This window comes from Thermodesulfobacteriota bacterium (assembly GCA_035559815.1).
In the GTDB taxonomy this organism is placed as follows: domain Bacteria; phylum Desulfobacterota_D; class UBA1144; order Nemesobacterales; family CSP1-2; genus DATMAT01.
The window spans coordinates 96,809-119,802 of record DATMAT010000023.1 but is presented as its reverse complement, the minus strand read 5'-3'; the positions used below and the strand labels follow the sequence as shown (position 1 = coordinate 119,802).

Below are 22,994 nucleotides of genomic sequence, written 5' to 3'. Positions count from 1 at the left end.
ACTAAGGCACGAAGGCACTAAGAAAGAAATTTAAATTTTGGTTTCTCTTGGTGTCTTGGTGTCTTCGTGGCTAATTTACCTCCTATTCTATAAACTCCTCATGGTAGCTTTCAGGCTTGAGCCCGATTAATCCATGCCAATATCCCCAGTGCATTAGATACTCCGCTCCCCGGCCTGCTTTTAGCTTTTGGAGAAGATAGGTAGCTGAAATCCCTGAAACAAGCCCAATTGCCGTTGATCCCAGAATGATTCCAATTCCAAAAAGTCCCGCAAACAGGCAAACTTCGTCAATCTCCCACCAGAGGATTTGGGGAAGATCGTCTATATACCTGGGAATCCTTACCTGCATTTCTGCCACTCCTTAACTATTTTTTCCTGGATTTTATCCCAGAGGTCCCTTTCAAAAGAGAAAACGTTTTGCCATTTTCTTATTCCATTATCCACAAAACTGCGGTTAGGCGGCTCGCATTTTACTTCACCGTTTATATGAACTATTTTTATCCCCGAAATCTTGCCTATGTCCTGGAGATATATTGTGGTAATCCCTGCTATCTTTGGATGGTCGATCTTTTCTATTTCCAATACTTTAATTTTCCCTTCAAACACTGTTAAAACCTCCTTCTTTATCCTCATCCGGCTCGGAACTAGAATGTTGCAGTAGCTATCGCCTCTATGATCGAGGGACCAAGCGCCACCGTTAGGGCTACGGCAAGCCCAACTACAACCGGATAAAGATTCTGACGTATTATCGTGCCGGCAAGGCCGACCAGGAACGTTGCAAGCGCTATTATTCTCCCCAGGAAACCCGTTGTCCAGCCTGATATTAGAGCATATGCGCCCTGGAATTCTGTCCCGGTTGTTCCCGCATAACTGTTGCCCGCCAGGACAATCATCGAAATAAGAGCAAAGAGAGCAATGAGCGCTTTATCTCTCTTTGTCCTGCCATAGAGAGCCGGTATAAATTTAGAGTATTGAGCTACGTACCTTCTCATCATTTATCACCTCCTTTTTTAATAGATTTCAAGACTTATTCCTGCGAGGATTCCCCATATATTTGTATCGCTGGGTGCTGTCACATCCCAGAAGAACTGGATATGAGGGCCTAAATAAATACTCCGCGATACTTCAACTACAGGGGATACTTTTGCAAATATTCCCAAATCCGTATTTGTGTTCTCCGATAGATCCAGAAAAAGAGGCCCCGCTCCTACACCTACATCAACAAATGGATTCCGCTCACCAAAGGAAAAAGTCAGATAAGCAGGAACAAGAATACTATGTATGTTTCTTGAGCTTTCCCCTTCTTGATTCACATGAGAGATTACATAGGCAGGTGATATTTCTATCCCAGGTCTAAAAAACCTTCCCGACAGAAATACGCCTCCTTCGAGACCAACGTAACCACCGTTTCCATTTGCGCTAAGCCCCTCCGGAAGCTCTCCAAATCCGAAATTCGTGTAGTTGTACCCTCCAAAGAGACCGTATTTGTAGCCGAGAGCATTTGCCTCATTTGAGCTTAAGACAGAAGCAAGAAATATAGAAAAAACGATTAAACATAAAAACTTTCTCATTCAATCACCTCCTTTTTCCAATGATGTATAAAGCACTTCTATGTCCTCTGCAGGTACAGAGGAGAAAGTGAAATTAATTACTCCGGTTTCGTAATCCACCGTCCCGGAGCCGTCGCCGTCAAGCTTCCCCTCGCCATCGTCTGCAAGCACTAGATTGCCGCTTTGAATTAGGACAGTCCCTTCTTCTACCGGAGGGGAAGATACAGTGTAGGAAAATTCCCGAACGTCTTTCTGGTAAAAGGCAACGATGTCTAATCCATCTGAAAGAGACTCATTTACACTGAATTTAAGAAATCCTGACTCATAACTAATCGTTCCCGAGCCATCGCCTGTGAGGTTGCCGCTTCCGTCATCCTCAAGGGAAAGATTTCCGATTGTGATTTGTAACGTGTTGGGAATAACCGGAGTAGAAGAGAGCATGTATGTAAACGATTTCAGGTCTGAGGCCTCGTATATCGCAATGACGTCACCCGAGGGGAAAGAATTAAAATTCCAGGTAACAAAACCGCTTGAATAATCCACCGTCCCGGATCCCTCACCTGTGAGCTCACCCATTCCATCATCTTCTAGGGTCTGCGTTCCGTCTGAGATCTCAAGAGTTCCGGGCTGGGGCTTATTCTGGAGGACTTTTGACCCGCTGTTTGAGAATGAACTCTTATAGGACGTAACCACGCTCGCATCCATCGGAGCAGGGTCTGTGAGATTGACGACTATTACTCCTGAACTGTAATCAATGCTTCCACTCAGCCCTGTGCCGTCTAGATTCCCGCTTCCATCGTCCTGGCCGGTTATATTGGTGCCTTCAACCAGGACTTTTACGCTTCCCTGAACAACAGGAGAGGCCGAGAGGATTTTTGAGAAGGTTGTCTGAGCTCCATCGCCTTTTCCGATCTCTTCTATGTTTTGCTGAACATTGCCTGAAGCCAGAGTTTCCTGAACTTGGGAAGAGTTCACGGTCTGGCCTAGAGTCTCTGAGACGGAAGAATTGATTTCTATGATTTCACTCTTTGCTATCCCGTCAGGACTACCTCCTCCGCTCCCTGTGCAGGAAAATAGAGAGGCAATGGAGATAAGAAACGAAATAAGAAACGCATAAACTTTAAAATTCATTCAATTACCTCCTTCTTGTTTTTTCTTCTTCACGGCATCCGTTCCATTGCTTAAGTCTTTTTCTATGAGCAGCTCAGGCTTTTCTACTTTGTCTTTTACACAAGCAAAGATATGTCCACGAGCAAACTCTACAGACTGAGACTTAAACACGTAGGGAATTTTTGCTACATAAGCTGGGTTCATTCCCAGAAGGATGCAAAGAAGAATCGGTTTCATTTAGTAATGAACTTCAATTTACTCCTTTGGGGGTAGAAAACTAGTTGTTAAATTCGGCAAATTAAGGCTCTATACTTGCCCCTTTTTGTAGAAATTCTTGAGGGAAATTGCAGGGATGAATTTCTATTATGGCCAGAATGGTTCAAAAAGCCTGTTACGGAGGTTTTGGGCCTATTTTTCTATGGGTATTTTTCTGCTTTCTTTATTGAGTAGGAAAAAAGAGCATGTTAAGGAATAAGGAAAATTTCTTAATTACAGTTTTAATTAGTAAATAGTTTTTAAGAAGGAAATACTCTAGGTGTGTATCTAGTTATTTCTACTATTGTGTGACCCAGTAAAGGAAAAGACCCGGCAAAAAGTAGATTCTATTGCGGCTGCATTTCAAAAGATTATAAGCTCTACCTAAGCGCTTTATGCATAAATAGAATCAAAATTGGTATCTAACATTGATCAGTTAAAAATCGTAAACTAAAGGTAACAATAAATGTAACCTCTAGTTTACAAATATGGAAAAAGTGGGTCTTTCTACTATATTACGCTCTAAAAATACTGTCTTTACTTTTAAAGACCTCGCTTTACTATTCTAAAATTTAAATCCATATGTATGCCTGACCCGATTTCATAAAACGTCTTCGCTTCGAGCCACTTTAATCGTCTTTTCGGAAACCCCTAACGCCCCGGATAAGCTGCGGGCGAAACAGCGAAGCTGTTCGTCGTCAGCTTCACCCGGTGGTTAGGTGAAAACATCTCATGTCAAGACCCCACCCCGTTTCCACACACTACAGTTGAGAACATTCCCACACAATGTGATTTATTTGGTTCGCTGACAATCCTCCACTTTGCCTAAAAGTGAAAGCGCCGCCCAAGGAACGCGTAAAACGAGAAGGAGTATGCCTACGATGACGTCCGTAAATGATTCGATTCCTTGCGTAGCTCAAAATACATGCTACGCGAGCACGTGAAACAGAGACATAGAGTAACCTAGCAGCTTCGAGTACTAGGCCGGGGTAGGGTATTCGCCATTGACCAGGGAATATTTCCTCCTCGAGGCCCGGTATAAATACAACCCTCGCACTGAGGCCTTTAGCCCCATGCATCGTCATTATTCTGACTCCCTGTGGAAGTACGCCATGTGGGGGAATAGGGAGTCCAAGTCTTTGATAGACGCTCTCCAAAATGGCTGCTTCCTGTTCATCTGTGTCTGCCCATAAGTAATCCCTAAGTTCTTCTGGGGTGATATCTTGTGGCAAGTGGGATGTAGCGTCAGACCACGCTTGTTGTGAAATAGGTCCTTGGTGGTTCCCAAGGATAGTCCGAATGTCTGGATCACGCTGAGAAAGCGTGTCTGAGGTCTGCCATGCAGTAACGGCTGCGGTCATACTCTGTGCATTATTGAGAGCGTTTGACTCGCGTCCAGAGAAAACCCCTGCTGGCAAAGGATAATAGAAAAGGTTCACGAAGCTTAAATTGTTCAATACGACCTTATCCGCAATGTTGTTACAAGTTCGGACGCCGACGCCGGGAAGTAAGCCTAAGAGACTACGATGGGCCACGTGGTCATTCTGGTTGCAAGCGATCCTTAGTAAAGTCAGAGCAAGTCTTCCCTCGGGAGATTCGATGTAACTGGCGGTCTTTGGCCGTTCGTGCGGCACTTGTAATGCATCTAAGGCGGCTGTAAGGTCACGCTCCAACACGCGTGTGTTACTCAACAAAATGAGAATCTCGCGAGGTGGCATTCCCGCCTGAATAAGGTCACGGCAAGAGTCTGCGAAGGCTTGAGCTTCCGCAATACCACTTGGGAAGTTCCAGCGCTCTACTAAACCTTGAACAGGCGGTGCTGCATTTGAATAAAGCGAGTTCAATGTCTTAGGAATACGATTTGGGAGGGGATGACCGCCTATCACGGAACTGGCGGCCTGTACTACAGAGGGAGTACATCTGAAGCAGTCGCTAATTCTATAGTCACCAGCTGCGGCATATTGAGTTGTAAAACGCTGTAAGCCTTCCGGTGAGGCAAAACGAAAAGAGTAAATGCTTTGATCATCGTCACCAGCAACAAAAGTGACCACACCACGTTGTATCAAATGATCGACGAATTCCAGATCACAAGGATTCAAATCTTGAAATTCGTCAACAATTAGATATTGAATACTTAACTGATTGACAGGATCAAGCACGCCACTGGCTATGTTACTCACACATTGACGAACGATTTCACCAGGTAGCACACAAGAGTACGTCTGAGTCCTAGGAGTATGGAATTGGGAAAAGATATTCCGTTCATTTTGATTTATTGGTGGATTTGGAGGAATGTAGTTCGGTGGTCCCCATTGGCCAGTGCTCCAAAATGCTTCATGTTCACGCCTTATCTCTTCACATCTTAGCGGCCTGATTCCGCTGGTATGAGAGAACTCAGCATCAAATATTTCCTTGAGTTCCCACCTATCCATAACCATAGGATCACTCGGGTAAGTAAGAAGTCCTGCTGCATGTAGGATACGCAAGGCAAGTGAATGGAGCGTGGTAACACTAACAGATGAAGCTGTCTGGATTCCCCTTGCCGTGCAGTACCCCTCGATCCGATTCTTAAGATCGCGAGCGGATGCCCTGGTAAACGACACCGCGAATATTCTACTGGGCCTCACCTGGTTTCTCAGCAACCAGTAGACTCTCTCCTCGATTGCAAAAGATTTTCCTGTTCCAGGTCCGGCAATCAACCTTATCTGATTGCTCGTATCGTGTGCGGCAGTATGTTGGAGGTTTTCAGCTGCCTGTATTTGTTGGGGGCTGAGTGGCATCTCTTACTCCGCTCTACATCTGCATTGCGACACCTAACGACGCGCTAAGCTGCTACAAAAAGAGGCGCAGCTTTTGTGAACGCAAAAGGCGTGACGCTTTTTGTAGTCGGGCGGAGGGTGCGAAGCGCCCTAGCGAACTTCAACGCGTGTTATGCCATTCAGTACTTAGATACATGAATTGCCGTACCGTCGCTCAGTCGTACCATTTTCCCTGGGTACACGAAAGATGCCGCAGCTTTGAGAGCCGCATCAAAACCACCATGGGGCCTGACACGTATACTCGACTTCGACGAGTTTAGTAGTTCTTCTCGGTCTTCAAGGAGTTTCTTGCGTGTCCGGTGAGCGTCAAGGTTGATTTGATAGATCCCAGGTTCTCGCTGTTTCAGTAACTCCAAATGCTGCTCACAGAGATCCAACCCCATATCTAGTCTCGCTACTGCCGCATAGTTGCAATGAAAGAAAAAGTGACCGCCGGTGCAATCAATGTTTTGAATTCCCAGCATCAATACTGACGCTTCGGGCGTGCCGAATACGTTTGTCAGTGACAGATCCAGCTGTAGAATGAAATCGTCGTAGGGAATGATCACGTCGGGAGCCATCGAAACGGCCCGCCCCCTTGAATTTGCCCTTTTGATCGTTCGATTCGTTTGACTCGGATATCTTCGATCAAAGTTATCCTCAACAAAATCCAGAAAATCTGAACTCACATCCACGTCTTGGAGATAGCCCGCATTCCGCAGCACATTGAACGTTCCGGAAAAGTCGTGCCCAAAGCTGTACTTTCTCTCTATGCTTCCATCGGAACTAATGAGGTGTTTGAAGTGGGCCTCTATCGCATAACCAAGCATGAGAACGCCTGACTGCATCTGATTGGTAAAGAGTAGAGTACGCCCGGCCAGGTAATAGTCAAACCTGAGGCTGGTCCATTGGGTGAGATTTTCCGTGTTCATGGCTGTGCCGACATAACTAATAATTAGACTGGAAAAAATGCAATATAATTCCCAAATAGGGGTGTTATACTGCGATTTGCCGTTGTAACTGATACTACGACAAATGAAATTTCTAGTCAATACGTAGAAGAAGAGCATGGAAAAATGCAAAAACGAGGCTTCTTGTCCTCGTACGTGAAGCTACCACCGAAAAAACTACAAAGCGCACTGAGGAAACTTACATCTACTGAATCAAGCGATATATCTTTTTCTACAACCCTGTTGTGAGCCATGAGCCTGTCTAACGTCGAATCTAAAGCGCCATCCGCTGCAAATGGGCAATACCGAGGTCGAGACATTTTTGGTTGATCTTGCCACAAAAAAGCTGGTGTCTGCTCTCCTCCTTTTGGTGGTTTAATCCGTTATTTTCAATTCTACACCCCCGTATAGCCTGTAAAACATGGTTTTTTCCAATATATTGTGAGTCCATAAAATTCTGAGTTTTCTCATGACAGAGCAATGCTTGTGAATAAGGTTATCTAGTTTATCTCCTTCCTCTGATATGGGCGTACAACACTTGTGGACAGGTCTAGCAACTTCGTCCCGTTCTCTCCTTGATTCAGCTATTTCCTTTTCAATCTCATAAAGCTCTGTAAGCAGCTCTTGATCCAAAAACTCCGTCTGTTCTTGGTTTATACGAAAGGTTTCTAGTGGTTTAAGCTCGGGCATGCAGTTTTCCTCCTTTCAGAGTATTTTTTTTTCTAAGTTGAGAATAAAATCAATTTTTCTTTCCTTATTTTCCTTGTGCCTCCTTTTTCTCTACTTTTCTCTCTATATTCTTTAATCAGCTTTTCCCTAATCCTTACCCTTAGAATTTGGGTGATACGAATTTCCTTTCCCTCTCCAGCTATCCCAGTCGAATATGAGAAATTCTCCCTCCTTTAATCGGTCTATAACCCTCTCTCCCAGAACGGCCGTCAGTTGCGAAGGCTTAAGATTCGATATAACCACTATGGGAAGCATCCTTTCGTAGCGGTAATTTATTATCTCTGTAAGAATGAGCCGTTCCGTATCGGATTGGAACTGGACTCCGATCTCATCCATAATGAGCATGGACGCATTGCCATAATGGATAAGGGCTTCTCTTTCCGAGATAAAAAGAGGACGGTATTGATCTTCATCCACCGGATACTGCCTCCAGCACTCCTTGAAACTCCGAATAATATCAAGAGCTGTAGTAAAAATAGGCTTTTGTGAGGGGTTTTGTGAATTTTCAGCGAGACTCCAAATCAAAAAATACTTGTATATTGCGTATCCCAGGTGAGTCTTTCCTGTACCCGGTTTTCCTATCATTACCAGGCTTTTCCCTTCAGGATTGGATATAAACTCCAAGACCTTTGTTTTGATCTCTTCCATATGGGGTATCGTTGCTTGGAATGATTCTATGCTTGCAGTCCAGAACCTTTTGGGAACGGTCTTTTGAATTAGCTTTTCTGCTGTTTCTATAAATTTTCCTTGAACCCTCTCTTTCCAACTGCTGATTCTTCCGTCAATACACTTGGGGCAGGAATTAACCGTAACAGTTTTTCCTAAATAGGTCAGGTTGTATGATTCGTGCGCTCCATGATCGGGACAAACCCGCTCTTCTCCAAGCAGTTCGGTTTTTTCATTTGCAAACTTGTGAACAATCTGCTCAATGCTCTCTCTAAGCTCCATTGTTTTATCTCCCTCCCCTTCTCATTCTTTTTTCCACTCTTCGGGTAAGGTGTAGTCGGCATTCTTAAAGCTCCATTTGGTTGATCCCTGCTTTGTAGATAATATTTCATGGAACTTCCGGTGAAAACCTTTGATATCTCTTGTTGCATCTCCTCGAGTAATCCACCTCTTTTCTTGCTCGATTTCGGTTTCATTTACGTTTTTCCACCATATATAAACCTCTTTGAGAAACTCTATAGGGCTTTTGGATTTCTTTTCTGCTTTGGGCAGTAACTCCCTCCAGCATTCCCTGACTAAAGCGCTATCTTCTGGTGGATTTCCTTCCCAAACCTCATCCACATACCAGCGGGTGAGTTCTCCTACTTCAGGCGGTTCACTCTTTAGAGTTCTCATGTGCTCGCGTATCTGGGCAAAGCAGCTAAAGAATTTGCCGAATGTCCTGGGCTTTTCGTAAATTCTTCGGTCTTTTTGTGGAACTTCCTTTTTCTCATGAGATAAATAAAATTGAAGGCTCTCTATGATTTCTTCCTCTTCTGTCTTAGCAAGAAGCTGTTTTGAGAGGCTTCCAATCTTGCCGTCCGGCTCGGTAGGATTTTCCTTGAAGTTTTGGATATAGAGTCTTGTGTAAGCATCCTTAATGTGTTTCACCCGTGGGTCCGGGCCCTTTTCCCGTGCCTCAAGAATCTTTTTTGCCCAGGGGTATTCCCTCACCTTTTCCCCATGTCCGTTGGATGAAATCTTTGCCAGAGACTCATAAGCCTCTTCTTCTATCGATTTTTTAATGCGTGTAGCGGTTAGAACTAGCTTTCCTAGGGAATTCATGAATCCTTCGAGGTCATCTTCATCCTTCCTGAATAGAGAAAGAGCATTTTTCATTTCTCCTTCTATCTCATCTAGTTTCTTCCTAACGTCCTCGACAGGATCAAAGGTCGGTTTTCTTTGCCTGGTCTTCTCCGGTTCGTATTCAAAAACCCCATATTCTTCTTGTTCTTCGATTCCTTCTTTTATGGAACCGAGTGAGGCTTTAAAGGTCTCTTTATCACCTGAGGATCTGAGCAGTGTCTCAGACTGCTCACTACTCAGATCTTTCCACTTCTCACCCAGCTCTCGTTTTACAAGGGCAAATTCCTCAGGCTCAAGATTAGTTAGAGAATGTTTAGGGAATTCCTTCTTGGCCAATTCCTTTTCGACTACAGCACGGAGCTGTTCCGCGCTTAGTTCCTTAGGAGATTCTTTAATTTTTCCTTTGATTTCTTCATAGATTTGAGGAGCTTCCTTTTTTACTTTATCGAGAGCCTTAATTTGAGACCCGGAGAGCTTGGATTCTATTGCCAGTTCTTGCACATCCGGGTCTACTTCGGTAATAAGAGGCAGGTCATGTACATAAAAGCTCCGCCAATCAATAGGACGGGAAAGTTGGGAAAAAGCCTTTTCAACTCGTCCCACAAATTTGTGGGACGTCTTCTCTAAATCTGGATTAACTTTGTATCCACGTTCTTTACTTCTCCTCACGTTATCTAGTGTAGACAAAACCCGTTTTACCCTTTCCACATAATCCTTCCCTAACCCTTTGTATTCTTTTCCCACTTCAGGATCGGCTCGAAGAATGGTATCCAGGAAGTCCGCTATAGCCTCTGTGCGTTCTGTCGGGGTGAGGTCCTTTCTGTGGAGATTCTCGCTAAGATGCATAAGCCTTGCCTGGATATTGTCTGCTTCTACAATTCGAGCGGGGATTAGTTTGAGTCCGGCCTTCTTAGCAGCTTCCAGCCTTCTTTCTCCGCATATCAACTCCCACTTTTGATTTCCTAGTTTCATTGGACGGACAATGATAGGTTCAATCACGCCGTTTCGCTTTATATCGTCGACAAGGCTATCGAGGTCTTTAAAAATATTTCGCCTCTTTTGAAAGTGGCAGGGTAGGATTTCTCTAATTGGAATTTCTCTATATTCCATAGCATTTATCTCCTTCAAGAATTTTTGGCTTTTTTCAAAGCTCCTTACAGCCACAAGGACCGCCTGGATTTTTCCTTTTTTGGTATCTACCGCTCTCTTGTCGTATGAAAAGTAGCCATAAGGAGTGTCGTATACGATAATCTTCTCAGGTAAAGACCTGGGTTTGTCAGTGGGAATAAAGACGATGCTTCTAGGGTTAATCTCTACAGGCTTTGCATTCTTTGGGGTTCTTGGTTTTCTTTTTCCGACGAAGTCAAATCTTTCTTCTACTGCTTCCCGCTCCCGTTTAATTGCTTCTCCAAGCTCGCATGAACAAAACTTTTCGTCCTGAAACTCAATGCACCTCTTAACACCGACATCAGACTTGCTGAGAGTGCATTTGAAATAACCTCTTTGGATTATCTTCTTTATTTCTTCTTTCATATCACCACTCCAATACCCGCAACTCCTAAAATCAAACCTTTTCTAAGGACAAATAGCGACCACAGGGCATCAATGAAAACTGCGAGGGCATTCTGTGCGAATCTATCTTTTATCATCCTATTGGCTTGACTCTGAATTGATCTAGCCACTGCCTGAACTCATTCGGATTTACGTAGATTCTTCTGCCCAGCTTAACGATGGGAAACTTACGCTGAGAAGCATAGGTACGAAGAGTCCAAAGCGGGATGGAAAACCGCTCGGCAAGTTCTCCAAGGGTCAAGAGTTCTTTTTTCTCTGGTCCTATCTTAATAACTTCCATTTGCTACCACTCCTATTTTGAGTTATATGTCTGGGTTGTCTGCGACGAATTCTACTATGCTATTCATTATTGTTGACCAATAATTGACATTGAATATCGAATTATGGTACTGTAAGATTAATTGTCAAGGGGGTAATTAATTGATAAAGGAAACTAAATCGTTACACGATAGATTAAAGGTTCTTAGAGCACACTTGGGGTTATCTCAAAAGGATTTCGCTCAAGAAATAGGATTTAGTCAGAGTTATTATTCAGAAATAGAGAATGAGAAAGTGCCGCCAACTGAAAGGCTTTTTAAGCTCATAGAGCAAACCTATGGTGTCAATCCTATGTGGCTGCGGAAGGGTGAAGGGGAAATGTTTTTTGAGGAACCAAGAAAGCAAGTAGGAACAAAATTATCGGTGCCTAAGGAAACCGATTTACTTCCATGGAAATTCAAAGGTGTTTGGGACCCAGGCGAACAATATAGCAAGGGTGAATACGTGCTTTTTCCTGTTTACAACGAAGTGGATGCTGGGAACGCTGAAAGAAACCATAGGTCTCTGGAACCAATAGATTATGTCCCGATCAAAGTTGATTGGATTCAGGAACATGTACTTGGAATCAAGGTAATAGGAGACAGCATGGCACCTACTATTTCTGATGGCTCTGTTGTACTTGTTGATATGAATCAAAAAAAGATTATTGACGGGAAATTATACGCTATCGAGATACCATACATCGGTGCTACAGTGAAAAGAGTTTTCGTAGAGTATAACAAGCTTATTCTAAAGGCGGATAACCCGGTATACAAAGAAAAGGAATATCCATTAGAAGTAATTGAGAGAGAGGAATTGAGAATAGTAGGTCGGATAGTAAAGGTGATTGAGATTAAAAATGTATGACCAAAATTCAGTGAAGTGACTGCAACAGTCTCCAAGAAGATGGGTCAATTACTAATAACAAAGTAGAAAAAAAGAAAAAGTAAAAAATCTTAAGAAAGGGAGGGAATAACTATGGGAGTATTTAAACGCTGGATAAAGAACAAAGACGGTTCGAAGACTGCTTATTGGTACATTCGTTATTCTTTGGGGAACGGTAAGGAAAAATGGGAATCCGTAGGCAAAGTGGGGATGATAACAAAAGCTGCCGCTCAAGTTAGGCTTGAAGAAAAGAAACGTCAGGTACGGTTAGGGGAATTGGATATGATAACTAACCGCATTCCTACGCTATCGGAATTTACTCAAGAGTACATTGAGCATATCAGAGACGTAAAACAAAACCGTTCATTTAGGAGAACTAGACAAGCGTTAGACCACTTTAATAAACTTTTTAATGGTAGGAAGCTAAATGAAATCAGTTCTGATGATATAGACGCTTATAAAAAGCTCCGGTTAAACCAGGATGCTAAACCGGCTACAGTAAATCGTGAGTTATCGGTAGTGAAAAATCTTTTTAACCTTGCCTATAGAAAAGGTAAATTCTTTGGGAGGAATCCGGTAACCCTATCAGGAATGTTGGAGGTGCACAACCTAGTAGAGAGAATCCTAACCCCTGAGGAAGAAGAACGGTTGCTTAAAACTAGTCCTACATATCTACATGACGTTATTCGGATTGCTTTAAATACCGGGATGCGCCAAGGTGAGATACTGGGGCTCAAATGGGAGTGGATAGATTTTGAACATAACATTATTACCCTGCCCCAAACTAACACCAAGAGCAAAAAGACAAGGAAGATTCCGGTCAATCCAGTTGTGAGAACTATTTTAATAGAACGTAAACTGACATCAGGAGGAAGTGAATTTGTGTTTCCAAGCCCTAAAGGAATAGACAGCCATTTAAACTGGCTCAAGCACTCTTTCAAGACAGCTTGTAAGAAAGCTAGCATAGAGAATCTAAGATTTCACGACCTAAGACATACAGCCGCAACTCGTCTAGTAGAATCTAGAATTCCTCTTCATGCCATTACAAAGTTATTAGGACATTCAACAGTGAAAGTTACCGAGAGGTATTCCCATCCAGAGGAAAGTGTTAAAGAAGCAGTAGAAATTTTGGCGAATTTCAATCAAATCCGTAGCAATTTCCGTAGCAATGAAAATTTTGGAAAATGAAAAACTGTCGTAACTACATGAAATCATTGGAGCCGACGAAGGGACTCGAACCCTTGACCTGCGCATTACGAGTGCGCTGCTCTACCGCTGAGCTACGTCGGCATATGTTTAGAGAAGCATATATACCTAACAAATCCAGTTTAATTCTAGTGAAGAATGATTATATCATGCTGAATTTGATCTATCCACAGGGGAGCGGTTTAAGCAATAGAACTTTGCACCGTTATTCAATCATGAGCATAGCATCAACGGATGCTTTATTTGCTTGTTTTGCGCCACAATATATGATAAGTTATATCCGCTTTTTTTAAACTGCTAAAATCCACAAACAAATAAGCTACAAGTAGATGGGAATAATTATCAAGGGCGTGACAGTCCCGGCATTAATGGTCAAGCTAGACAAAGATAAGACCGTGGAAGAAAACTTGTCCGAGCTCGAAGATAAGTTATCCTCCGCCTTTTTTAAAGGCTCTATGGTGGTTATCGATTATAGTGATTTTGAAATAAGCGACGAGGATAAAAAAAGATTCGAGGAAACACTCAAAAAATGTAATACGAAGTTTTTAGGATATAGGTCGTCTGACAACAAGGAAAAAGAAGAGCGAAAAACCCTCGATGATATAAAAGAGAAGAAGTCATTACAGGTAGTGAATAAAACACTCCGGGGAGGTCAGAGAGTCGAGTACGACGGTGACGTGTTGATAATAGGCGATGTAAACCCAGATGCATACGTAATCGCCTCCGGGAACATAATTATAATGGGAACAGCCAGGGGGATAGTTCACGCCGGGGCAAGCGGAGACGAGACGGCCATCGTCATGGCGTTAAAATTAAGACCGCAGCAGCTTAGAATTGGCAGCTTTTTCACCAGGTCGCCAGATAATATCGAACTTCCGGAATATCCGGAAAAGGCTTTTGTCCGGGAACACCAGATATATATAGAAAAAATACAGACATAAGGGGTAAAGGATTATGGCTAGAGTTATTGTTGTCACATCGGGAAAAGGTGGGGTTGGAAAAACTACTTTAACCGCTAATTTGGGAACGGCCCTGTCCTCGATCGGAAGGAGAGTCCTGACCATAGACGCGGATATTGGGCTTAGAAATCTGGACATGATCTTGGGCCTAGAAAACAGGATAGTGTATGACGTGGTCGACGTCGTTGAGGGCGCAGTAGCCCCAGAGAAGGCCTTTGTGAGGGATAAGAGAGGCTTTTCCCTATATCTTCTACCCGCAGCTCAAACAAAGAACAAAGATTCGGTCAAGCCGGAACAAATGGTTGATATTGTCGAGAAAGTTCAATGGAACTTCGATTATATACTAATTGATTCCCCGGCAGGCATAGAGGGAGGCTTCAAGACGGCGGCTGCCCCGGCATCTGAGGTGCTTGTAGTCGTAAACCCGGAAGTATCTTCGGTAAGGGATGCCGATAGAGTGATCGGGCTGATGGAATCCATGGGGAAAGAAAATATAAAGTTGATTATAAACAGGATAAAGCTTCATCAAGTAAAAAAAGGCGAGATGTTATCGGTCGAAGATGTTGAGGAAATTCTCCACATCCCGAAGATTGGAATCGTGCCTGATGAAGAAAAGATGGTTGACTACACGAACAAGGGTGAACCTATCGTACTCTCAGAAAATTCGCGAGCCGGAAAGGCCCTGATGAACGTCGCCAGAAGACTAGAAGGTAACGATATACCCTTTACCGAGCTTGACGAGAAAAAGAGCTTACTAAGTCGAATTTTGGGGGGATAATAATGTCTATATTCGATATGTTTGGATTTTTGAAAAGGAATAAATCAGCCAACATTGCCAGAGAAAGACTGACGATGGTGCTTTCCTACGAGAGGAGAGATCTTCCCAATAACTTCACCGAAGAGCTACAAAAAGACCTTATACATATTTTTCAGAAATATCCTCAATTTAACTTAAGCAACATAGAAATTAACCTCAGGACGGATAGCTCAAGAGACGAGCTATCCATATGCATTCCCTTCGTCAAGGGCCGTAGATAATGTATTGGGCGGAATATTTAGTCTTCAAACACTCTTTATATCCACTCTTCACTTTTCTGCCAAAATCCTCCAATATCACCTTTGAAAAGCAATCCTTTCTTTGACCCGACCACTTTTCCGCCACTTCTTATCAGAGGTTAAACTATTTTATTCAAAAAACAGGGAGTCCATTATGAGCATACTTACCCGAGATGAGATATTGAATGAGATAAGGCAGGGTAACATCAAGATTGAACCGTTCACCATAGAACTAGTGGGGCCGGCCTCGGTTGATCTACACCTGAGTAACGAGTTTAGGATTTTCAAGAACATAAGGAGGGTGGTCGAGATAAGAGAAAATGCTAACTATGAGGGTGTTACCGAGAAAATCAAGATCGATGACCACCTAATACTGATGCCCGGGGAGATGGTACTTGGAATCACCATAGAAAAAATAACCCTTTCTCCTAGCATATGCGGCTGGCTAGAGGGCAGGAGCAGATTCGCCAGACTCGGACTTCTAGTGCACATATCTACCAGTTTTATGCAACCAGGGATCAGCAACAAGCAGTGCTTGGAGATAATAAATTTCAGCCCAATGCCCATTGCCTTGCACCCGGGGACAGCGATATGCCAGTTTATATTCCAGAAAACGCTCGGTGAAGCGATATACCAAGGCCGGTTCAAAGAGCAAAATGAGGACAACTTTTGAGTAATCGGACGACAAGCTTTTATTATTAGTAGTCACCGGAAACCGCGGATGCCATCCACATAAAGTGGAATAATATCCACAACTGTGTCGTCGTTGGCATATGGCGATGTTACAAAGAGGGTTGGCTCTTCTTTTTGAGCATTATTCTTGCGCCAGGGGCAAGGCCCGGTCTAACCGGGAGAAAGTGAGCTCTCCTATTCAGTTGGTAAGCCTCTTCCGTTGTCCCTACGGCAAATTTGGTCGTCTCGCCTTTGCTTACGGTTTGTATTCTAGCCGGATCAACGCCCAGACTTACAAGATAAGCTTTTGCTGAATCCGCTCTCCTCTGTCCCAGCCTCAGGTTATACTCGTCTGTACCTCTTATATCAGCATAGCCCTCGATCAGAATAGTGAGCTCAGGATTATTCTTGAGCACTTCGGCGTTTTCCTGAAGCACAGGCACGGCGTCGGGCCTGATATCATATCTGTCAAAATCAAAAAATATGTCGGTAAGTTTTACCTCCACCTCGACTGGTTGTGGGGGAGGCGGTGGTACCTCTTCCTCAGTTAAAATCTCATTAATCCTCTTGAAAAGGTCTTTCTCGAAGCGACCGTTGGACCTCACCGTTCCGAGATATCCTATCTTATAATCGTAATAGGGTGCAATTTTATAATTGACTTTAACCTCAGTCTCCATAGGGGATAGACTGGTAACCTTAATCCCAAGATTTTCTTTCACAAACTTAGGATTCGGCGGGGCAGGGGGCGGGGTGATCTTTTCGTAGTAGGAAATCTTCCTTAAATAAGGACTAACCCTTGATTTTTCTAGTTGCACGTTTGTTGGCTCTACATATAGCCTTTCATATTTCTCAAAATAGCTGTTGTATACGTATGAAGTGATAAGTTCTATCTCCCCTTTCTCTTTATCCGCCTTTTCAACATCCCAACCCAGTTCCCCGACTGCCATGATAATAGCTGACCATACTTCGTCGTAAGATGACTTGAAAACGACCGGTTCGTTTTTATAGAAACCCCTTTTAGGCGGCTCTATAGGAACCTCGCCTACGCAACTCGCCAAGAAAAAAAGTAACAGTGAAGAAAATAGAAATTTTCTCCTGAAATTTCTCATTTATTCACTCTCCTCCGACCGGAATCAATAGTACACGCAGGTCCTGGCAAGCGGGTTGTCTTTTGTCTGGTATATATAAACACAGAAAGGCTGCATAAGAGCGGTTCTACCCCTTTCCGCAAGTATATTCGACAGTTGCTGTGCCTGCTGGGGCCTAGGCGGTGAACCGACTGCCTTTGATGAGGCCTTTACCCAGAGTGAAATCGGAGACTCCCATTCGGTGCTGACCACACCCGGTAGCCCTCTTACAATAGCTGTAAAATGCCTTTGGGCCGCCGTAGGGGCATATTCTTCGGCATGTGCACCTATACAAACAACAAAGACGGAAAATATAAACAGAGAAACAATAAGATCCCTCATCCTCCACCTCCATTAAGCAGCAGTTTAATTTACCGAATATTTATAACATTATTTTCCATCAAATGTCTAGTCTTTTAATAGAAGATGCCCGGTATTTTGGCTTCAATCATGATATATTTGAAACGTCATTTGGTAGATTAGATTAATCAAACTTTTAATAAATTCTAGTCTTACTGGCCTAATACTTCAACTAATCTCTTCCTTGATTTCTTCCTCGCCTATCTCATCTTCATCCCCAGCTTCTTCATAAAGCCCGTGTTTTGCCAATCTATATCGCAGTGAACGGAGGGTAATGCCCAAAAGCTTTGCCGCTTCAGTTTTATTCCCCCCAGTTGACCTAAGCGCTTTCTCTATCATCTTCTTTTCCACATTCCCGAGCAAAGTATCCAAACTGGCAGTCGAGGAAAAGCTGGTCTCCAAGTCTAGATAATCCTTACCACTCACCAGTTGGGGGAGGGTTTCTTGGCGAATCACGTTCAAGGTTTCCAAAGCGACACACCGGGCAATTATATTTTCCAGCTCTCTAACGTTTCCCGGATAATGGTAACTCTCCAGAATCTCCAGTGCCTTTGGAGAAATTCCACGAATATCCTTTCCCATCTCCCGTGAGTATTTGCCGATGAAATGTATGGCCAGTGGTGAAATATCCTCCTTTCGTTCTCTAAGAGGTGGCAGCACTATTTTTATCACATTTAGACGATAAAAAAGGTCCTCACGAAATCTACCTTTTGAGACCTCCTCTTCCAGTTTCTTATTGGTGGCGGCTATTACACGAACATCCACGGGTATGGGTTCCGAGCTGCCTAACGGCCGAATCGACTTTTCTTCTATAACCCTCAGCAGCTTCACCTGGAGATGGAGGGGGAGGTCGGCAATCTCATCCAGAAAAATCGTCCCGTTGCTGGCTTCTTCAAATAGCCCCTTCTTATCCCTTATCGCTCCGGTAAAGGCACCCCTCCTGTAGCCGAATAGCTCACTCTCCATGAGTGTCTCCGGGATAGCCCCGCAATTTACCGGAACAAAAGGGCCCTCGTGTCTGGTCCCACTGTAGTGGATTGCACGCGCCACCAGTTCTTTACCGGTTCCGCTTTCCCCGGTGATCAACACATTTACTTTAAGTTCAGACACCCTTTTAATTAACTCAAAAACCTTCACTATGGATGGGCTTCTTCCAATAATATTGCCAAAACCGTATTTTGTCTCCAGCTCTTTTCTAAGCCTCGAATTCTCGCGTTCGAGCCTCTTTTTATCTAAAGCTTTTTTTATGACCAGTTTTATTTCATCGATCTTGAAGGGTTTTGTTATGTAATCGTAGGCTCCCAGCTTCATAGCCTCGATAGCCGTCTCATGAGACGCAAATGCGGTAATCATTATTACCGTTGTCTCCGGGCTTTTCTCGTTAACTCTTTTTAGAACCTCAATTCCATTCATCACCGGCATCTGGACATCTACCACAGCCAGGTCAAAAAGGTCGCCCTCGATTTTATGTATAGCCTCTGAACCATCCGAAGCAGTCTCGACGACGTAGTTGTCCTTCTGGAGCATTATCTCTAAAAATTCCCTCATTCCCGGCTCATCATCAACGACCAAGATCTTACTCTTTTCCTGCCCCATCAATCACCTCTCTTATATACCATCAATGTTTGACCTCTTCAGCCAGCTTTTTGGCCTTGGGTAAAGTCATTAAAAATGTTGTTCCCTTACCCTCAGCAGTCTTAACCTCTATTTTCCCATTATAACTCTCTATCACCTTTTGCACAATTGCCAGACCAAGTCCTGTACCCAGGTTTTTAGTAGTAAAGAAAGGCTCGAATATTCTAGAAAGTATGTTCTCATCTATGCCGCAACCACTATCCGATATCTTGATTCCCACGCTATCTCCCTCCAGGTAAGACTCTATGGCAATTTTGCCCCCGTTGGGCATAGCCTGCACTGCGTTATGTAAAAGATTCCAAATTGCCTGTTTTAGCCGGTAGGAGTCGGCTTGTACGTAAGTACCCCTTTGTAAATCCGTTTCTATTTCCAGCCCGGCTCTACGAACGGTTTTTCCAAAAGATTCAACTGTCTCTTTAATAACTAACCCCACATCCACCGGCGCGGCTAAAGCTTGAATGGGCATGGTGAGGAGAAGAAAGTCCTCAACCAACAAATTTAATCTCTCCACCTCCTGGGCTACTACCTTAATTAGCCTAAGATTATTCTCAGTCGGCTTAACTTCATCGCTCAAAACTTCAACCGCACCGCTTATCGCCGAGAGCGGGTTTCTTATTTCGTGAGCAAGACCCGCAGAAAGTTGGCCCAGAAGCGCCATTTTTTCGGAAGTTTGCAAACGGCCCTCCAGCTCCTTGACCTCGGTGAGGTCCTGAAAAATTATGATATATCCTTTCATCGTCCCTTCCTCATCCCTGAGAACCGATGATGAAAAGCCTAAAGTAATCCCCCTACCCCCGGGTGTGGTGTACGACATCTCTTCCCTTTTTTTGGATAAGATCTCCTCGATCCTGACATCGGGCATAATAGAGTTTATGCTGTTTCTCAATAGTTTATCTTCCCCACTAATTTCTAGAATTTCAAGACCCGCCCGATTGATAGATATAATACTCCCCCGAAGATCGAGGGTAATAACACCACTGGTCAGACTTTGCAGAATTTTCTCATGCAGGTTTTTAAGGATCTGAAAACTCTTGGCGCTCTCCCCAAGCTCTTTTCTAGTTGTGATTATTCGTTCAGACAAGTACCCAACCAGTATTGCTATCAGCAGAAAGCCAGATAGGTTGAAGTAGGCATAAACAATTCCCTTTTCATCCCAAGTGCTAGTCGATAGGATGGCTAACCGACCAGAATCAAGGTTAAATTGATATAGCTCCATAATAAGGTATATCAATCCTGATGCCGCGGCCGTAATATAACTGGCGGTTCTATTCAATATCATTCCGGCAAATATTATTAAAAGAGCATAGAGAAAAATGAACGGACTCGATTTTCCACCGGTTATATAAATAACAGCGGAGGCAAGCACCAAATCAAAACCGAGTTGCATTCCTTTGAATAAGTTGAGATGATTAAGGAAAAGAGGGTTTAGTAACAAATAAAGCAAACTAAGAAAATAGGTTAATGCTAATACCAAAACTATAAAGAAAGCTTCTTTTTCGTAACCGTTTGCAAAATAAATCAATACGCCAGAACCTAAAAGTACCGTTGCTAGCACCGTCCTGAGAACTACGACACTCCTAGGCCCTAAGTCAATTCCGCTTATCCATTTCATTTTGTCGAGATATTATAAGTATAAATCTATCCGAAGTATCAGGGTAGATTATTTGAAAGGCTACAAGCACTATCTCAAATACGTCCACCTATTATCCGGCCATAGTCGATATAAGCTTGAACATCGGCAGGTACATTGCCACAACTATCACCCCCACAGTCGCTCCCAGAAAGGCAATCATCAAAGGTTCGAGCGCCGACAACAAAGCCGCTACAGCGGCATCTACTTCATCTTCATAGAAATCGGCTATTTTATTGAGCATGTCATCTAAAGCTCCGGTCTGTTCCCCAACCGCTATCATTTGAACCACCATGGGCGGAAATATTTTGGGCTTAGCGGCAAGCGGTTCAGCCAGTGTTTTACCCTCACTCACTTCTTTTCTTGCCTCCAGGATAGCTTCCTCCGTCACTTTATTGCCAGATGCCTTTGCTGTAATCTCCAGTCCGTCAAGTATAGGAATACCTCCTGCCGTGAGGGTTGCCAGGGTCCGGCAAAATCTGGCAATAACCGTTTTTAGGAGTAGGTCCCCTACCAGCCAGAGCTTGAGTAAAAATGCATCATAAAGCCTTCTGGCTTTCTCCGACCGCCGGTAAGTAACAACTATAGAGAAGGCAAGTATAGCAATGGCAATAAGTATGTAGATAATGTTGTTTTTAAGAAACGTGCTTATATCCACGACAAGCTGAGTAAGGGCCGGCAGGGTAGTCCCCATGTCTTTAAACATCTCGGCAAAGGTGGGAACGACGAATATCATCACTATAGAAAGAACTATGATTGCCACGGATATAACAATAGCGGGATAAATCATTGCTCCTTTGATCTTTCTTTTTATGCTTTCTATTTTCTCCAGATAAACAGCCAATCTCTGGAGAATGACGTCTAAAACTCCGCCCGACTCTCCGGCTCTCACCAATTGCACATATAACGCATTAAAAACGCTTGGATGCTTGGCTAAGGCATCAGCAAAAGTCGACCCCCCTTCAACGGTCTCCTTGACCTGGGTAAGAATGACCTTGAACTTGGCATTATCCTGCTGGGAGGCCAGAATGTCCAACGACCGGACTAAAGGAAGACCCGCATCAATCATGGTTGACATCTGTCTGGTGAAAACAACCAGGTCTTTACTGGAAACGCCGCCGAACTGGAATTTAAAATCGAAGAGTTTTCCCTTTTCCTTGACCTTGTCCGGAATCGGCTGAACTTGCATCTGCCTGAGGCGCGCCAACACTGCCGATTTATTAGGAGCCTCGATCTCTCCTTTCTGGATTTTGCCTCTTACCCTTCCCTCCCAAACGTATACAGGCATTTCTGACTCCTTCTAATAGTTGTTTTATCGTCTAATTGCCTGCCCCATTTTAGCGGTGGGGACAGAGATAAGTCTCTTCAATTCCTCTGGTTCTTGGCTTTTTCCGATTGCGTCTTCGTATGTTATAAGCTTCTTCAGATATAAATCAGCCAGACACTGATTAAGAGTCTGCATTTGCCACTTCTCTTGCCCTATCTGCTGTTGGGAGTAGATTTGATGCACCTTATCCTCCCGGATAAGGTTTCTTATGGCTGGATTAGGAACTAATACCTCCACGGCGAGCACCCTTCCTCCGCCAATCCTAGGCATCAGCGATTGACACAATATTCCCTCCAAGACAAATGATAACTGTGCCCTCACCTGCGCTTGTTCGTGCGGGGGAAAAACGTCTATGACGCGGTTTATGGTCTGTACAGCGGTGTTCGTGTGAAGTGTGCCAAATGTCAAATGACCCGTTTCAGAGAGGGTAAGGGCTATCTTAATGGTTTCAAGGTCTCTCATTTCTCCAATCAAAATGACATCCGGATCTTCCCGAAGCACGCTTCTCAAAGCGTTATGGAAACTTTTCGTGTCGCTTCCTACCTCTCTTTGATTCACTATACAACTCTTATGTCCATAAACGTATTCTATGGGGTCTTCGATTGTCACGATGTGTTCGTGGCGATCCTGGTTTATCTGGTCGATCATAGCGGCTAGAGTCGTTGTCTTTCCGGACCCGGTGGGACCTGTAACCAGTATAAGTCCTCTCGGTTTTTTTATGAGATCGGAGACAACTGGGGGCAACCCCAGCTCATGAATGCCTCTTATTTTAAAAGGTATCATACGAAAAGCCGCTCCAACCGCACCTCTTTGCGTATAAACATTCCCGCGAAATCTACCCAGACCCTCAACCCCGAAAGAAAAGTCGAGCTCCCAATTCTCCTCAAACTTGTGTTTCTGTGTATCAGTGAGCACGCTGTAGCATAAATCCTTTGTTTCCGGTGGAGTAAGTGGGGGATGCTTAACCGGGACTAGCTTGCCATCGATCCTAAGCATAGGTGGAGCACCGGCGGTAATATGAAGATCCGACGCGTTATTATCCACCATTACTTTTAGTAGTTCATATATTGGAACTGCCATACTTT

Annotated in this window: 24 protein-coding genes and 1 tRNA gene; 6 read left to right on the top strand and 19 right to left on the bottom strand. The window is 43.8% G+C overall.

Going from position 1 to position 22,994, the window contains the following annotated elements:
• Nucleotides 1-82: 82 nt before the first annotated feature.
• From traL to VNN20_06095, 12 genes are all read right to left on the bottom strand, one after another.
• Nucleotides 83-349, bottom strand: coding sequence for a type IV conjugative transfer system protein TraL (gene traL, locus VNN20_06150; GenBank protein ID HWP91760.1), 267 nt, complete (start codon nucleotides 347-349; stop codon nucleotides 83-85).
• On the bottom strand, nucleotides 340-606 hold the full coding sequence (locus VNN20_06145; GenBank protein HWP91759.1) for a hypothetical protein: 267 nt from the start codon (nucleotides 604-606) through the stop codon (nucleotides 340-342). Before VNN20_06145 ends, traL begins: the two co-directional genes overlap by 10 nt.
• A 38-nt stretch (nucleotides 607-644) precedes the next feature.
• On the bottom strand, nucleotides 645-995 hold the full coding sequence (gene traA / locus VNN20_06140; GenBank protein ID HWP91758.1) for a TraA family conjugative transfer protein: 351 nt from the start codon (nucleotides 993-995) through the stop codon (nucleotides 645-647).
• A 15-nt stretch (nucleotides 996-1,010) separates the two neighbouring features.
• A complete protein-coding gene (locus VNN20_06135; protein HWP91757.1) occupies nucleotides 1,011-1,571 on the bottom strand; it encodes a hypothetical protein in 561 nt (186 codons plus the stop codon).
• The gene (locus tag VNN20_06130) at nucleotides 1,572-2,681 is read right to left on the bottom strand and encodes a hypothetical protein (GenBank protein ID HWP91756.1); all 1,110 of its coding nucleotides are present in this window, start codon (nucleotides 2,679-2,681) and stop codon (nucleotides 1,572-1,574) included.
• Nucleotides 2,682-2,897 (bottom strand): hypothetical protein, encoded by a 216-nt coding sequence (locus tag VNN20_06125; GenBank protein ID HWP91755.1) that lies wholly within the window; start codon nucleotides 2,895-2,897, stop codon nucleotides 2,682-2,684.
• A gap of 779 nt (nucleotides 2,898-3,676) precedes the next feature.
• Nucleotides 3,677-5,695, bottom strand: coding sequence for an ATP-dependent helicase (locus VNN20_06120; GenBank protein HWP91754.1), 2,019 nt, complete (start codon nucleotides 5,693-5,695; stop codon nucleotides 3,677-3,679).
• 158 nt (nucleotides 5,696-5,853) lie between these two features.
• The gene (locus VNN20_06115) at nucleotides 5,854-6,645 is read right to left on the bottom strand and encodes a hypothetical protein (protein ID HWP91753.1); all 792 of its coding nucleotides are present in this window, start codon (nucleotides 6,643-6,645) and stop codon (nucleotides 5,854-5,856) included.
• 393 nt (nucleotides 6,646-7,038) lie between these two features.
• Nucleotides 7,039-7,353, bottom strand: coding sequence for a hypothetical protein (locus VNN20_06110; GenBank protein ID HWP91752.1), 315 nt, complete (start codon nucleotides 7,351-7,353; stop codon nucleotides 7,039-7,041).
• A gap of 126 nt (nucleotides 7,354-7,479) precedes the next feature.
• Nucleotides 7,480-8,340: an ATP-binding protein gene (locus VNN20_06105; protein HWP91751.1), complete on the bottom strand. Its 861-nt coding sequence runs from the start codon at nucleotides 8,338-8,340 to the stop codon at nucleotides 7,480-7,482.
• Nucleotides 8,341-8,361: 21 nt separating this feature from the next.
• Nucleotides 8,362-10,716, bottom strand: a complete 2,355-nt coding sequence (locus VNN20_06100; GenBank protein HWP91750.1) for a ParB/RepB/Spo0J family partition protein — start codon at nucleotides 10,714-10,716, stop codon at nucleotides 8,362-8,364.
• A 112-nt stretch (nucleotides 10,717-10,828) separates the two neighbouring features.
• On the bottom strand, nucleotides 10,829-11,035 hold the full coding sequence (locus tag VNN20_06095) for a helix-turn-helix domain-containing protein (GenBank protein HWP91749.1): 207 nt from the start codon (nucleotides 11,033-11,035) through the stop codon (nucleotides 10,829-10,831).
• Nucleotides 11,036-11,175: 140 nt separating this feature from the next.
• Between VNN20_06095 and VNN20_06090 the strand changes: the two genes are divergently transcribed.
• Both VNN20_06090 and VNN20_06085 read left to right on the top strand, forming a co-directional pair.
• Complete coding sequence (locus VNN20_06090) at nucleotides 11,176-11,919, top strand: LexA family transcriptional regulator (protein ID HWP91748.1); 744 nt, start codon at nucleotides 11,176-11,178, stop codon at nucleotides 11,917-11,919.
• Nucleotides 11,920-12,030: 111 nt separating this feature from the next.
• Nucleotides 12,031-13,125, top strand: a complete 1,095-nt coding sequence (locus VNN20_06085) for a tyrosine-type recombinase/integrase (protein HWP91747.1) — start codon at nucleotides 12,031-12,033, stop codon at nucleotides 13,123-13,125.
• Between the two features lie 27 nt (nucleotides 13,126-13,152).
• Here VNN20_06085 and VNN20_06080 read toward each other — a convergent pair.
• Nucleotides 13,153-13,227: transfer RNA gene (locus tag VNN20_06080), tRNA-Thr, on the bottom strand.
• Nucleotides 13,228-13,472: 245 nt separating this feature from the next.
• On the opposite strand from VNN20_06080, the gene minC reads away from it, so the two are divergent.
• From minC to dcd, 4 genes are all read left to right on the top strand, one after another.
• Nucleotides 13,473-14,084, top strand: coding sequence for a septum site-determining protein MinC (gene minC, locus VNN20_06075; GenBank protein ID HWP91746.1), 612 nt, complete (start codon nucleotides 13,473-13,475; stop codon nucleotides 14,082-14,084).
• 13 nt (nucleotides 14,085-14,097) lie between these two features.
• Nucleotides 14,098-14,880 (top strand): septum site-determining protein MinD, encoded by a 783-nt coding sequence (gene minD, locus VNN20_06070; protein HWP91745.1) that lies wholly within the window; start codon nucleotides 14,098-14,100, stop codon nucleotides 14,878-14,880.
• Nucleotides 14,881-14,882: 2 nt separating this feature from the next.
• Complete coding sequence (gene minE, locus VNN20_06065; protein ID HWP91744.1) at nucleotides 14,883-15,140, top strand: cell division topological specificity factor MinE; 258 nt, start codon at nucleotides 14,883-14,885, stop codon at nucleotides 15,138-15,140.
• 172 nt (nucleotides 15,141-15,312) lie between these two features.
• Nucleotides 15,313-15,831 (top strand): dCTP deaminase, encoded by a 519-nt coding sequence (dcd, locus tag VNN20_06060; GenBank protein HWP91743.1) that lies wholly within the window; start codon nucleotides 15,313-15,315, stop codon nucleotides 15,829-15,831.
• Between the two features lie 109 nt (nucleotides 15,832-15,940).
• Here the strand turns inward: dcd and VNN20_06055 are convergent, their stop codons facing one another.
• The 6 genes from VNN20_06055 to VNN20_06030 all read right to left on the bottom strand — a co-directional run bounded on the left by VNN20_06055 (nucleotide 15,941) and on the right by VNN20_06030 (nucleotide 22,989).
• A complete protein-coding gene (locus VNN20_06055; protein HWP91742.1) occupies nucleotides 15,941-16,939 on the bottom strand; it encodes an OmpA family protein in 999 nt (332 codons plus the stop codon).
• 24 nt (nucleotides 16,940-16,963) lie between these two features.
• Complete coding sequence (locus tag VNN20_06050; protein HWP91741.1) at nucleotides 16,964-17,299, bottom strand: hypothetical protein; 336 nt, start codon at nucleotides 17,297-17,299, stop codon at nucleotides 16,964-16,966.
• A 186-nt stretch (nucleotides 17,300-17,485) separates the two neighbouring features.
• On the bottom strand, nucleotides 17,486-18,913 hold the full coding sequence (locus VNN20_06045) for a sigma-54 dependent transcriptional regulator (GenBank protein HWP91740.1): 1,428 nt from the start codon (nucleotides 18,911-18,913) through the stop codon (nucleotides 17,486-17,488).
• A 22-nt stretch (nucleotides 18,914-18,935) separates the two neighbouring features.
• Nucleotides 18,936-20,564, bottom strand: a complete 1,629-nt coding sequence (locus tag VNN20_06040; GenBank protein ID HWP91739.1) for an ATP-binding protein — start codon at nucleotides 20,562-20,564, stop codon at nucleotides 18,936-18,938.
• A gap of 91 nt (nucleotides 20,565-20,655) precedes the next feature.
• Nucleotides 20,656-21,870 (bottom strand): type II secretion system F family protein, encoded by a 1,215-nt coding sequence (locus VNN20_06035; protein ID HWP91738.1) that lies wholly within the window; start codon nucleotides 21,868-21,870, stop codon nucleotides 20,656-20,658.
• 24 nt (nucleotides 21,871-21,894) lie between these two features.
• A complete protein-coding gene (locus tag VNN20_06030) occupies nucleotides 21,895-22,989 on the bottom strand; it encodes a type IV pilus twitching motility protein PilT (GenBank protein ID HWP91737.1) in 1,095 nt (364 codons plus the stop codon).
• Nucleotides 22,990-22,994 lie beyond the last annotated feature (5 nt).